The following is a 14164-nucleotide window of genomic DNA, read 5'->3' as shown; positions in this document are numbered from 1 at the left end:
TAGTCGCTTACTTTAGTAGGGCAACCATCTTGATAACCATCTCAGAAGAGCTTTGCGCTGCAAGTGGCAGGAACTCTTCGAAGCTCATTGGTGATTCTTTGTCTGCAACGTCAGAGATTGCACGAACAACCACGAATGGTACTTGAAATTGGTGACAAGCTTGAGCGATAGCCGATGCTTCCATCTCTACAGCAACCACTGATGGGAAGTGCTTGCGGATGAACGCTTGGCGTTCTGCTGTGCAAACAAACGCGTCGCCAGTACAGATAAGGCCACGAACGGCGTGCTTATCTTCCATTTGTGCTAGAGCTTGTTCTGCAACAGCCATCAGCTTGTCATCTGCCTTGAATGCTGCAGGTTGACCAGCCATTTGGCCGATTTCGTAACCGAAAGCTGTAACGTCAGCATCGTGGTGACGAACTTCAGTAGAGATAACCACATCGCCAAGGTTCAGTGTTGAATCAAAACCGCCAGCAGAGCCAGTGTTTAGAACTACATCTGGTTGGTATTCGCTTAGCAGGATTGAAGTACCAACAGCCGCTGCTACTTTACCAATGCCTGATTGAAGCAAAACAACGTCAACACCATCTAGCTGACCAGAGAAAAAGGTACAACCGCCTTTATTAACTTCAGTAATGTCTGAAATTGCTGCTTTTAGGATCGCAACTTCTTGCTCCATTGCGCCAATGATGCCGATTTTCATGTGTAGTCTCTTAATAAAAATTATTTAAACAGTAGAGCGAAATTGTAGCATGGAAGAGAAGTGTCGAGCGACTGCCCAGAAGCACTTCTCATCCGAATACAGACGATTTATCTGTGTATTCTTTTATCTATTTGATTAAGCCTTCGCTTTTCAAGCTAGCACGAAGTTGATCCGCTCGTTTTCGGTTGACGCCAAAGTCAGAATGGCCAGTGCGAGACTCTGAACGCACGATCAGTTTACCATCAGTGATCTTAAGCTCTAAGTCATCGACAAAGCGCATGATGCGAGAAGTACATTCAACACGCAGGTAATCTTCGGTTTTACTGGCTGTTTTTGCGCCTGGTAAGGTTAGGGCAACTTGTTCAATCTGATCGAGAGTTACAGACTCTGAGAGGTCAAACTCTGCTAGAGCATGTTGTTCACGGTCATCTTGAGTTGAAACGCAGTTTGGTTTGTCTCCACAAGGTGATGAAGTTCTGTCTTTCATGTCCGTGATTCCTTGGCTGCAAGCGGTTAAAGTTAAAAGAGATAGAGAAAGGAGAGCGGCTTTTTTCATAGTGTTTCCTATGGCGTTGTTTTGGTTTTAATTCTAGTTATCGGGATTGGCTTGTTTGCGAATGTTTTACGTATTTTCGTTATGCTTGTGATAAACGTATCCAATTCAAAAAAGGATCCATCATTGGATCCTTTTTTTATAGTAACGAACTGAGTAATAAAGGAAACCCACTCACACTTCTAGATAATCCAATATCCCTTCCGCGGCTTTACGGCCTTCATCGATAGCGGTTACCACTAAATCAGATCCTCGAACCGCATCGCCACCGGCAAAGATCTTGCTGTTAGTAGTTTGGTATTGAAACTCTTGTTTGCCGGGGGCCTTGATACGTCCCCATTGGTCGAGCTCTACACCAAATGGTTCTAGCCATTCCATTGCATGAGGTTGGAAACCAAATGCCATGATCACAGCATCGGCTTCTAGAACGTGTTCACTACCTTCTACGGGTTCCGGACGACGACGACCTGCGTCATCGGGTTCACCCAAAGCGGTTTTCACGAATTTAACGCCAACCACATGACCAGCGCTGTTAAGCTCTAAGCCAATAGGTTGGAGGTTGAACTTGAACTTCACACCCTCTTCACGCGCATTCTTCACCTCACGGCGAGAGCCCGGCATGTTTGCTTCATCCCGGCGATAAGCACAAACAACGTTAGCTGCATGCTGACGAATAGACGTTCGCACACAGTCCATCGCGGTATCACCGCCACCAAGCACAACCACTTTTTTGCCCTTCATGTCGATAAACGGCGTTGGGTTATCCAGATCCATGACCTTGTAGGTGTTGGAAACAAGAAATGGTAGGGCATCATAAACGCCCGGTGCTTCTTCGTTGTCTAACCCAGCGCGCATGTTTTTATAAGTACCGACCCCTAAGAAAACAGCATCATAGTCATCGACAAGTTGTTGTAGTTGAACGTCTTTACCGACTTCGGTATTCATCTTAAATTCAACGCCCATCCCACTAAAGATACGGCGACGGTTTTCCATGATGCCTTTCTCTAGTTTGAACGACGGGATACCAAACGTGAGCAGGCCACCGATCTCCGGATAGCGGTCAAATACTACGGCCTTCACTCCGTTTCGAACTAAGATGTCAGCAGCAGCAAGACCTGCGGGGCCAGCGCCAATGATCGCGACCTTTTTGTCGGTCCATTCAACGTGAGACATGTCTGGTTTCCAGCCCATCTCAAACGCTTTGTCATTGATGTATTTTTCAATGTTGCCGATGGTTACTGCGCCGAAATCGTCGTTGAGGGTACAAGAGCCTTCACATAGACGATCTTGAGGACAAACTCGTCCGCAAACCTCAGGCAAGCTGTTGGTTTGGTGGGACAATTCAGCCGCTTCGATAATGCGTCCTTCATTGGCAAGTTTGAGCCACTGAGGGATGTAGTTGTGAACTGGACATTTCCATTCACAGTAAGGGTTACCACAGTCTAGACAGCGGTCAGCTTGCGCTTTGGCTTGTTGCTTAGTGAAAGGTTCGTAGATCTCTACAAACTCAATCTTACGTATCTTGATTGGCTTCTTCGCTGGGTCTACGCGATTCACATCAATAAATTGGTATACATTCTGGCTCATTATTGGCTCCTTCCAATTATTGCGCTTGAACACGAAGTTCAGCAGAGCTACGGCTTTGGTGACCGAGCAAGGTGTTAAGATCTGCCGTTTTTGGCTTCACTAGGTAGAACTTTGGAATCCATTCATCAAAGTTCGCCAGAATAGCTTCAGCGTGCACTGAGCCAGTCTCTTCTAAGTGCTCCGCAATCAAGCCGCGCAGATGTTCTTGGTGGATAAATAGGTCCGACAGAGAAAGTGCTTCGACCGACTCGTTGTTTACACGGCCTTGGAAGTCTTCATTCTTATCCATCACATAAGCAAACCCACCTGTCATACCGGCGCCGAAGTTCACTCCGGTTGCACCAAGAATGGCAACAATACCGCCTGTCATGTATTCACAAGCGTTGTCACCTGCACCTTCAATCACCGCAACAGTACCTGAGTTACGTACGCCAAATCGCTCGCCTGCAGTACCCGCAGCGAACAGCTTGCCTCCGGTTGCGCCATACAAGCAGGTATTGCCGATGATGGTCGCTTCGTTACAAGTAAAGGCTGTGCCTTGGTGAGGTTTGATTACTACTTTGCCGCCCGCCATGCCTTTGCCGACATAGTCATTGGCATCACCAGTTAGATACAGCTCTACGCCGCCGGCGTTCCAAACCGCAAAGGATTGGCCTGCGGTGCCATCGAGATATAACTTAATGGGTGAACCCGCCATACCTTGGTTACCGTAGCGTTTGGCTATTTCGCCAGAGATACGAGCGCCAATCGAGCGATCGGTGTTGATTACGTTGTAGTAGAGGCTGGTGGATTGACGTTTCTCAATCGCATCAATTGCATCATCAAGGATCTGTTGGTTGAGCTGAGCTTTATCAAATGGAGCGTTTGGCTCGGTCCAAAACAGTGGGTGACCTTCTGGAGATACTGGAGCTTCGAGTATTGAAGAGAGATCGAGTTTGCTCTGTTTCGCTGTGAGGCCTTGAACGGCTTCAAGCAAATCAGTACGACCAATCAGATCAGTAAGTTTCTCTACGCCAAGTTCTGCAAGGTACTGGCGAACTTCATCGGCTAGGCCGGTAAAGTAGTTCACCACCATGTCTGGTAGGCCTTTGAAGTATTCGCGGCGTAGGGTTTCATCTTGAGTCGCCACACCTGTCGCACAGTTATTTAGGTGACAAATTCTTAAGAACTTACAACCCATTGCGACCATTGGTGCAGTACCAAAACCAAAGCTTTCAGCGCCTAAAATCGCGCCTTTGATAACATCGAGGCCGGTTTTTAAACCACCATCGACTTGCAGGCGGATCTTATGACGAAGTCCGTTGGCGACGAGTGCTTGTTGAGTTTCGGCTAAGCCAAGCTCCCAAGGACAACCCGCGTATTTCACTGAAGTCAGCGGGCTTGCCGCGGTACCACCGTCGTAACCGGAGATCGTAATCAAGTCGGCATAAGCTTTCGCTACACCCGTGGCAATGGTGCCTACACCCGGTTCAGATACTAATTTTACTGAAACCAAGGCTTTAGGGTTAACTTGCTTAAGGTCGAAAATCAGCTGCGCAAGATCCTCGATAGAATAAATATCGTGATGCGGAGGAGGGGAGATCAGAGTTACGCCTTGAACTGAGTATCTCAGCTTAGCGATTTCTGCCGTGACCTTATGACCCGGTAGTTGACCGCCTTCGCCTGGCTTCGCACCTTGTGCGACCTTGATTTGCAGAACATCCGCATTGGTTAAGTAATGTGGCGTGACACCAAAACGGCCGGAAGCTATCTGCTTGATTCGTGAATTGCGATCAGTCCCAAAGCGTCGTGGATCTTCACCGCCTTCACCAGAGTTAGAATAACCACCTAATCGGTTCATCGCCATGGCCAGCGCTTCATGAGCTTCGGGGCTCAAGGCACCAATCGACATCGCGGCAGAATCGAAGCGTTTAAAGAGATCGCTACTCGGCTCTACTTGTGCTAGAGGTAGAGGTTGATCGGCTTTTTTGAGGCTCATTAAGTCGCGTAGCATAGCAGCAGGGCGAGCATTAACTTGCTTCGCAAAAGATTGGTAGTCGGATGTTTCGCCTGTCTTTACGGCGGTTTGCAAGGTACTGACTACGTCTGGGTTGTAGGCGTGGTATTCGCCGCCATGTACGTATTTGAGCAAGCCACCATGTTCCAGTGGTTTACGCTTAGTCCATGCTTTACGAGATAGATTATAGATATCTTGTTGGAAGTCGCTAAAGCTAGCGCCTTGGATACGAGTCGTTACGCCACGGAAACACAAATCAACGACATCGGTATGTAAACCGACCGCCTCAAATAACTGCGAGCAGCGATACGAAGCAATTGTCGAGATACCCATCTTCGACATGATCTTATACAGACCTTTGTTGATGCCGTTTTGGTAATTTTGCAATGCAGTGCGATAGTCTTTATCTAATGAACCATCGTCCAACATTTTGCCCAGAGCTTCATAAGCGAGATACGGGTAAACCGCGGTGGCGCCGAAGCCAAGCAGTACGGCAAATTGGTGTGGGTCACGTGCGGTTGCTGTTTCAACCACGATGTTAGCATCACAACGTAGGTTGGTGTCTGCAAGTCTAGTTTGCACCGCACCGACCGCCATCGCTGCCGGAACGGGTAGTTTACCTTTCTCTAAACCTTTGTCTGAAAGCACAACCAAAACGGCGCCGTCACGTACATCTTGAACCGCACGATCACACAAGTCGTTGATGGCTTGTTCGAGATCTTTTTCTGCTGGGTCATAGTGCATGCTAAGAATCGCATGGCCATAATGCTTTTGATTTAACTGAAGAAGTTGCTGCATATCAGAATAAAGCAGAACGGGTGAATCAAACGTCACACGGTAAGCATGCCCATCGGTTTCACAGAACACATTCATCTCTTGGCCGATGCTGGTTGCTAGAGACATCACGTGTTTTTCACGCAAAGGGTCAATCGGTGGATTGGTTACTTGAGCAAACTTCTGACGGAAATAGTCGGTAATGAGGCGCTCTTTCGAAGACAGTACTGCCATTGGTGTATCGTCGCCCATCGAGCCGACCGCTTCTTGTCCCATGTCACCGAGTACGCGCAGTACTTGGTCTGACTCTTCGTTGCTCATTGCAAACTGTTTTTGATAGGTCTTTAGGGTGTCATCATCAAAATTACGCTTACCGACTTGGTCATCTGCTAGTGCGGAAAACGGTGTTAATTTGTGAACGTTTTTATCCATCCACTCTTTATATGGGTGACGGCCTTTAAGATCATTGTCGATCTCGTTCGACTGCCATAGCTTACCGCGACGCGTATCAATAACGAGCAGTTCACCCGGGCCAACACGTCCTTTCTCTGCTACTTCGTCAGGCGCATAATTCCAGATACCGACTTCAGATGCCAAGGTGATTAGGTTGTCTTTGGTGATCACATAGCGAGCAGGGCGTAAGCCGTTTCTGTCGAGGTTACATGCAGCATAACGGCCGTCAGACAGTACGATACCCGCAGGGCCGTCCCACGGTTCCATGTGCTTGGAGTTGAAATCGTAAAAGGCACGAAGCTCTGGATCCATGTCTGGGTGGTTTTGCCAAGCGGGCGGCACAAGCATACGCATCGCTCGGAATACATCCATACCACCGGCAAGGAATAGATCGAGCATGTTGTCTAGGCTTGAGGAGTCTGATCCTGTCTCATTCACAAAAGGTGCGGCCGTTTGTAAATCGGGCAGCAGCGGTGAAGAGAATTTATAGGCGCGAGCTTTAGCCCATTGACGGTTGCCTTCAATGGTATTGATCTCACCATTGTGTGCCAAATAGCGGAATGGTTGAGCCAGTGGCCAACGCGGCTGAGTATTAGTTGAGAAACGCTGGTGGAACAGACATATTGCAGATTCCATACGTAAGTCTGCAAGATCGAGGTAAAATCGCGGAAGATCGGCGGGCATACACAAGCCTTTGTAGACCATGACTTGAGTCGACAGGCTACAAATATAAAAATCTTTGTCTTCGGTGATCTGCTTTTCAATTCGACGACGAGCGATATAAAGGCGTCGTTCAATATCGCGCTCACGCCAACCTGCTGGGGCCGAGATAAACACTTGTTGAATATTGGGAACAGAATCTTTGGCGATTGGACCTAATACGTCGGTGTTAGTCGGCACGACACGCCAACCTGCAACGGTTAACGTTTCTTGAGCGAGCTCTTTATTGACGATGTCTTGTGCGGATTGCGCTTTGATTGGATCTTGGCTGAAGAAAATCATGCCGACGGCATATTGCTTGCCGAGCTTGAAGTTATTCTCTTCTGCAATAATCCTGAGGTAAGAGTCTGGCTTCTGTAGCAATAAGCCACAGCCATCTCCGGTTTTACCATCCGCGGCGATACCACCACGGTGTGTCATGCGATCGAGGGCTGAAATAGCAGTTCGCACCAACTTATGACTCGGTTGGCCTTCCATTTGCGCTATTAAACCAAATCCACAGTTGTCTTTTTCAAGACTAGGATCATATAGAGCCATTGCAATTCTCCCTTTTGCTTCGCTGTCATCCAGACAGTAAATGACTAACTATTCATGTACTTGTTATTTTTTATGAACTTGTTCTTATATAAACTGATAGTTTGTTTTTAGCTAGCTAAAACGTTATTGGTTGTGTTAACAAAACCTATTGGTTTTATTTTCATCAGCTTTACAACGTATAGCTAATTGTGTTTAAGGTCAAGTTCATGGTCAATTATCATGTGTAAACGCGATTAACCACGTAATAATCTAAAATAGTCGATGAAGATCAATGAGATATAAGAGCTAGATGTTAACGAGATTTAACATGCACAGCCGGAGTGATTGAGAAAGAGTTAAAGGCCAGATAGAAAAAAGGCTAGCATCGAGTGCTAGCCAAACATAAAAGTTAGGAAGGGTGTTGCTTTTCCTCTAGGCTAACGTCATCGACGCTAGCCCGAGAAATATTATGCGGAAAGCATGAGTGAATCTGCTTTCGCTTCTAAGTTTGAGTTACCCATTAAGAAGTCATCAATGGCAATTGCACATTCACGACCTTCATTAATACAACGTACAACCAGAGATTGACCAGTACGCATATCACCAGCAGCGAAAACGCCTTTCTGGTTCGTCGCAAAACCTTCAGAAGCGACGTTACCGCGCTCGTCCAGTTTAATATCTAGTTGAGCAAGCACGCCTGTAGGCTCTGGGTGTAAGAAGCCCATTGCAAGGAATGCCATGTCACAAGGGATAACACGTTCAGAGTTCGCTACTTCATCAAAACCTGGACGTTCGCCTGGTTTTGCGTCTTGCCAAACGATGTCAGCGATACGAAGCCCGGTTACATTACCGTTATCGTCAGAGATGAACTCTTTAGTCAGGATGTTCCAATGACGTTCACAACCCTCTTCGTGAGAAGTGGTCGTTTTCATGATCATTGGGTATTGAGGCCAAGGCATATTTGCAGGGCGTTTCTCTGGTGGGATCGGCATGATCTCAACCTGAGTAATGCTTGCTGCTTTATGACGGTTTGATGTGCCCACACAGTCAGACCCCGTATCACCACCACCGATAACCACAATGTGCTTATCTTTAGCGTGAAGTTCTTCTGTCTTAAGATCTAGGTCGTTGGCACGGCGGTTGTTTTGACCAAGGAATTCCATGGCAAAGTGAACGCCTTTCAGCTCACGACCTGGGATTGGTAAGTCGCGTGGAACCGTAGAACCACCCGTTAGCAATACCACATCAAATTCTTGGCGTAGCTGTTGAGCATTAACATCAACACCTATGTGTTGGTTCACTTTAAACTCAACGCCAGCTTCAGCCATTAGGTTGATCTTACGATCAATCACGTCCATACCCAGCTTGAAATCTGGGATACCGAAGCGAAGTAGACCACCGACTTTCTCGTCACGTTCAAATACCGTTACCGAGTGACCAGCGCTGTTTAGCTGCTCAGCGGCGGCTAAGCCAGCAGGACCTGAACCGATAACCGCAACAGTTTTACCTGTGCGAGAGCGTGGTGTCTTAGGCTTTGCGTACCCTTCACGGTACGCAGTTTCTACAATCGTTTTCTCGATATTACAGATAGTGATTGGGTCTTGGTTGATGCCAAGAACACAGGCACTTTCACAAGGAGCAGGACAAACACGACCTGTAAACTCAGGGAAGTTATTGGTAGAGCTAAGAATGTTCCAAGCCTCTTCCCAGCTGTCGCGATAAACAGCGTCATTGAATTCTGGGATGATGTTACCAATCGGACAGCCGTTGTGACAGAAAGGTACGCCACAGTCCATACAACGAGATGCTTGAGTATTGATCTTTTCACCAAACTCTTCGTTAAGTACGAACTCTTTGTTGTCTTCAATTCGAACTGACGGGTCGAGCTTCTTTGGAAGCTCACGACCGTGTTCTAAAAATCCAGTAGGCTTACCCATTATACTGCCTCCACTTCTTCCGTTTGTGCCTGTTGTGCTTCAGCTTTACGCTTTTGAAGAACCGCTTTGTAGTCGCGTGGCATTACTTTAACTAGCGATGCAACACTTGCTTCAAAGTTGTCTAGGAAAGACTGAGCAACTTCACTTCCTGTGAATTCAACATGCTTAGTTAGCATATCTAGTAGAAGATCTTTATCTTCTTGTTCAATTGGATCTAGGTCTACAAGTTCTGCGTTGAGCTTAGTCTCGAAGTCACCTGCTTTATCCCAAACATAAGCGACACCGCCACTCATACCTGCAGCAAAGTTACGACCCGTTGAACCAAGGATAATTGCCGCGCCGCCAGTCATGTATTCACAACCGTGGTCACCAACACCCTCAACAACAACCTTCGCACCAGAGTTACGAACACAGAAACGTTCGCCAGCCATACCGCGAATGAAAGATTCACCAGAGGTTGCACCGTAGAAACATACGTTACCCACCACGATGTTATCTTCAGCAACGAGAGTAGATCTTGCATCTGGGTACAGTACCAAGGTACCGCCAGACAGACCTTTACCCCAGTAATCGTTCGCGTCGCCTTCTACTTCGAACTTAACGCCTTTCGCAAGGAACGCACCGAAAGATTGACCAGCACTACCGTTGAACTTAACGTTCATTGGCTGTGGTAAACCTTGGTCTTTGTAAACCTTCGAGATTTCGTTCGACAGCATCGTGCCTGCTGAACGGTCCGTGTTGATGATAGGGAACTGAGCGGTAACCGCTTCACCTTTCTCAAGTGCTGGGATTGCAGCCTGAATCAACTTACGGTCTAGAACGTCTTCAAGATTATGATTCTGTGTTGTCTGGTTGTAGATACCATCTTCTGCACGAGCCTGCTCAATGTGCAGTACCGGTGTTAGATCGAGGTTCTTGTACTTCCAGTGACCGATGTCATCACGAACTTTAAGTTTGTGTGATTGACCAACCATCTCATCGATAGAACGGAAGCCAAGTTCAGCCATTACTTCACGTAGACCTTCAGCCATGTATTGGAAGAAAGTTACTACGTCTTCTACGCGGCCGTCGAAACGCTCACGAAGAGTTTTGTTCTGTGTTGCGATACCAACAGGACATGTATTCTTGTGACACTTACGCATCATGATACAGCCTTCAACAACTAGAGCAGCTGTAGCTACGCCCCATTCTTCAGCGCCAAGTAAGGTTGCGACTGCAAGGTCACGTGGTGTTTTCATCTGACCATCAGACTGAACAACGATACGGTTACGTAGGCCGTTTTTCAGTAGTGTTTGGTGCGTTTCCGCTAGACCCAGCTCCCAAGGCAGACCGGTGTGACGGATAGAAGACATCGGAGATGCACCCGTACCACCATCAAAACCTGCGATAAGCACCACGTCAGCTTTCGCTTTTGCTACACCAGATGCAATCGTACCTACGCCTGCTTCCGATACTAGCTTCACGTTTACACGGCCGTTACGGTTCGCGTTTTTCAGATCGTAGATCAGCTGAGCCAAATCTTCGATTGAGTAGATATCGTGGTGTGGCGGTGGAGAGATAAGACCTACGCCCGGAGTCGAGTGACGTGTTGCACCGATCCAATCATCAACCTTATCACCAGGTAGTTGACCACCTTCGCCAGGTTTAGCACCTTGAGCCATCTTGATTTGCAGCTCATCAGCGTTAGATAGGTAGTAAGACGTTACACCAAAGCGACCAGAAGCCACCTGTTTGATTGCTGAACGTTCCCAGTCACCGTTTTCTTTACGTTCGAAACGTGCTGGATCTTCACCACCTTCACCTGAGTTTGATTTCGCGCCAATGCGGTTCATTGCAACAGCCAGTGTCGAGTGAGCCTCATGTGAGATTGAACCAAAGCTCATTGCGCCTGTTGCGAAACGCTTAAGGATGTTCTCGATAGGTTCTACTTCTGCAAGAGGAATGGAACCAGCAGGGTTCTTGATGAAGTCCAGTTGGCTACGTAGCGTTGCTGCGTTGTCGCCTTGGTCATCGACTGCTTTTGCGTACTTCTTGAACTGACCGTAATCTTTATTACGCGTCGATTCTTGAAGTAGAGAAATCGTTTCAGGGTTGAATAGGTGCTTCTCACCACGTTGTTTCCACTGGTAAACACCGCCAACATCAAGGATCTGAGCTGGGATTTCACGAGCTGGGTAACCAACACGGTGACGAACTAGCACTTCTCGTGCGATATCATCGATCGTTAGACCTTGGATACGAGAAACAGTACCCGTGAAGTATTTTTCAACCACTGACTTGCTTACACCAAGTGCTTCAAAGATTTGTGCACCGTGGTAAGACTGTAGCGTAGAGATCCCCATCTTAGAGAAGATCTTCAGTAGACCGCCGTTGACACCGTTACGGTAGTTATCGAATAACTCACGTGGATGAACGTTCGGATCTAGCTTCTTAGTACGTTGCAGTTCAACAATCGTTTCGATAACTAGGTATGGGTTAACTGCGTTTGCACCGTAACCAATTAAGGTTGCAAAGTGGTGTGTCTCACGAGCATCGCCCGTTTCAACAACGATGTCACACTTAGCACGTAAGCCTTTACGGATTAGGTGGTGGTGAACCGCGCCAACCGCCAGCATTGCTGGGATAGCTGCGTGGTTTGAGTTAACCGCACGGTCAGTTAGTAGGATGATAGAGTAGCCATCAATAACCGCATCTTCCGCATATTGGCAGATACGTTTAAGTGCGCGCTCTAACTTACCTTGGTCTCCGTTTGCTTGGAATACGATATCCAGCGTCTTCGATTGAAGGTGCTCATTATCGATTGCACGCAGTTTCTCTAACTCTGAGTTAGAAAGAACTGGAGACTCAAGTTCCACTTTTTGACAGTGTTCAGGCGTTTCAGCAAGTAGGTTCTGATCTTTACCTAGGTAAGTGTTCAGAGACATAACCATACGCTCACGAATCGGGTCGATTGGCGGGTTAGTTACTTGTGCAAACAACTGCTTAAAGTAGTTTGAAAGGTGCTGCGATTGATGAGAAAGAATCGCTAGCGGCCAGTCAGCACCCATTGCAGAAAGTGGCTCGTAGCCTGTTTTTGCAAGAGGGAGAATGATTTCGTTTACTTCTTCAGAGCTCACACCAAACGATTGTTGTTTGTGTAGCAGTTTCTCTGGAGAAGGTTGGTTAAATTCGTTGCTCGCATCGGGTAGCTTTTTCAAGCTCAGAAGGTTCTCTTCAACCCATTTTTCGTAGGGTTGCGACTTAGCGATACCGTCTTTCACTTCTTCATCAGAAATGATGCGGCCTTGCTCAAGGTCAGCAACGAAGATACGACCAGGCTGTAGACGACCACGGTATTCAACATTTTCAGGTGCGATCTCAACAACACCAGACTCAGACGCCATCACTAGGAAGTCGTCTTTAGTTACTGTGTAGCGAGAAGGACGCAGGCCGTTACGGTCAAGAGTTGCACCAACTTGAACACCATCGGTGAAACATACTGACGCTGGGCCATCCCATGGTTCCATTACGTTCGCGTGGTACTGGTAGAACGCACGACGAGTTGGATCCATGTTTTTGTTTTCTTGCCATGCTTCCGGGATCATCATCATCAACGCATGTGGCAGAGTGCGACCTGAAAGAACAAGTAGCTCAAGCGCCATATCGAAGTTTGATGAATCCGAGCTACCTTCCTGACAGATAGGAAGCAGCATGTCGATTTCAGCTTGTGTAAACAGATCCGACTCTAGGATTGCTTCACGTGCTTTCATCCAGTTTAGATTGCCGCGAACCGTATTGATTTCGCCATTATGCGCGATGTAACGGAAAGGCTGAGCCAGACGCCAACGAGGGAATGTATTGGTAGAGAAGCGAGAGTGTACAAGTGCTAGAGCTGTCACCATAGTTGGGTTTTGCAGGTCTAGGAAGTACTGAGGAACTTGTTCTGTTGTTAGCTGGCCTTTGTACACCAATGTCTTGTAAGACATAGAGTTGATGTAGAAGTCGTCACCGATGTTTGACACGCTTTCTAGGCATACACGAACAGTGTAGTTACGTAGAACATACAGTTTACGCTCAAGCTCTTCTGGTGTGATACCAGGGCCGCCAGAAATAAATACGTGTTCAAATTGAGGTTCAGTGCTTAGTGGGTCAGCACCAATCATTGAATTGTCAGTTGGAAGTTCACGGTAACCGATAACTTCTAACTCAAGGCGCTGTGCATTGCGTTCTAGAATGTCACGACACTGTGCACGTTTGTATTCATCCTTAGGGAAAAGTACAACACCAACACCATATTTTTCAAAAGATGGCAGTTTAATTCCAAGCTTTACGGCTTCTTCTAGTAAGAATTCGTGTGGCTTCTGTAGCAGGATACCTGCACCATCACCAGAACACGGATCACAGCCTTGGCCGCCACGGTGTTCCATACGTGCAAGCATATCGAGTGCTTGAGTTACTACATCATGAGATTTGCGATTCTTAAGATGAGCAACAAAACCGATACCACAAGCGTCATGCTCCAATTCAGGAGTATACAGACCCTGTGAGTTCTGCTCTTGATCTACCATAGATACATCCTTCCAGTTAAATCTAGGCGCAACTTCTTTGTATAAAGTTAGCCTTGTCCTTTTATATTTATGGGTCTAAACCTGCCTATGCTGGCGGTTTGAATCCTTTCCGTATCTCGCAGGAAAAGTATTGCGAGAAAAACAATCCTTAGTGATATCCGTTTATTTTTGACCACAAACTAGTGGTTTATATAGGTGGGGTATGGACATCACCGACTTATTGGCAAGTTTTCGATGTAAGTAAACACTCAGAAATAGCCAATATGTGTAAGTATCCTACAATTTTGTCTAGGCGAATTGCAATGAAAGTTAACCGATGTAGACCATTTTTTTCGTTTTGTTTTGAATTTAATGCCTAACAAATGTGCAACATTAGGC

At 47.0% G+C, this 14164-nt stretch carries 6 protein-coding genes; all 6 read right to left on the bottom strand.

Going from position 1 to position 14164, the window contains the following annotated elements:
* Positions 1-7: 7 nt before the first annotated feature.
* On the bottom strand, positions 8-703 hold the full coding sequence (gene mtnN, locus K08M4_RS12485; protein WP_086050064.1) for a 5'-methylthioadenosine/S-adenosylhomocysteine nucleosidase: 696 nt from the start codon (positions 701-703) through the stop codon (positions 8-10).
* Between the two features lie 127 nt (positions 704-830).
* The gene (locus tag K08M4_RS12480; protein ID WP_017106805.1) at positions 831-1259 is read right to left on the bottom strand and encodes a DUF1499 domain-containing protein; all 429 of its coding nucleotides are present in this window, start codon (positions 1257-1259) and stop codon (positions 831-833) included.
* 171 nt (positions 1260-1430) lie between these two features.
* On the bottom strand, positions 1431-2843 hold the full coding sequence (locus K08M4_RS12475; protein WP_086050063.1) for an FAD-dependent oxidoreductase: 1413 nt from the start codon (positions 2841-2843) through the stop codon (positions 1431-1433).
* A 16-nt stretch (positions 2844-2859) separates the two neighbouring features.
* On the bottom strand, positions 2860-7323 hold the full coding sequence (gltB, locus tag K08M4_RS12470) for a glutamate synthase large subunit (protein ID WP_086050062.1): 4464 nt from the start codon (positions 7321-7323) through the stop codon (positions 2860-2862).
* A gap of 446 nt (positions 7324-7769) precedes the next feature.
* Positions 7770-9239, bottom strand: a complete 1470-nt coding sequence (locus K08M4_RS12465) for a glutamate synthase subunit beta (protein ID WP_076673880.1) — start codon at positions 9237-9239, stop codon at positions 7770-7772.
* Positions 9239-13786 (bottom strand): glutamate synthase large subunit, encoded by a 4548-nt coding sequence (gene gltB / locus K08M4_RS12460; protein ID WP_086050061.1) that lies wholly within the window; start codon positions 13784-13786, stop codon positions 9239-9241. Before gltB (K08M4_RS12460) ends, K08M4_RS12465 begins: the two co-directional genes overlap by 1 nt.
* Between the last annotated feature and the right edge of the window lie 378 nt (positions 13787-14164).

Source organism: Vibrio syngnathi (genome assembly GCF_002119525.1).
Lineage (GTDB): Bacteria > Pseudomonadota > Gammaproteobacteria > Enterobacterales > Vibrionaceae > Vibrio > Vibrio syngnathi.
The sequence above is the reverse complement of the archived record's forward strand: the minus strand, read 5'-3'. Positions and strand labels throughout refer to the sequence as shown.

Excerpts from the sequence above, each read along its gene's own strand:
- K08M4_RS12480 (WP_017106805.1), bottom strand. The coding sequence starts at position 1,259 with ATGAAAAAAGCCGCTCTCCTTTCTCTATCTCTTTTAACTTTAACCGCT.
- gltB (WP_086050061.1), bottom strand. The coding sequence starts at position 13,786 with ATGGTAGATCAAGAGCAGAACTCACAGGGTCTGTATACTCCTGAATTG.
- K08M4_RS12475 (WP_086050063.1), bottom strand. The coding sequence starts at position 2,843 with ATGAGCCAGAATGTATACCAATTTATTGATGTGAATCGCGTAGACCCA.
- gltB (WP_086050062.1), bottom strand. The coding sequence starts at position 7,323 with ATGGCTCTATATGATCCTAGTCTTGAAAAAGACAACTGTGGATTTGGT.
- mtnN (WP_086050064.1), bottom strand. The coding sequence starts at position 703 with ATGAAAATCGGCATCATTGGCGCAATGGAGCAAGAAGTTGCGATCCTA.
- K08M4_RS12465 (WP_076673880.1), bottom strand. The coding sequence starts at position 9,239 with ATGGGTAAGCCTACTGGATTTTTAGAACACGGTCGTGAGCTTCCAAAG.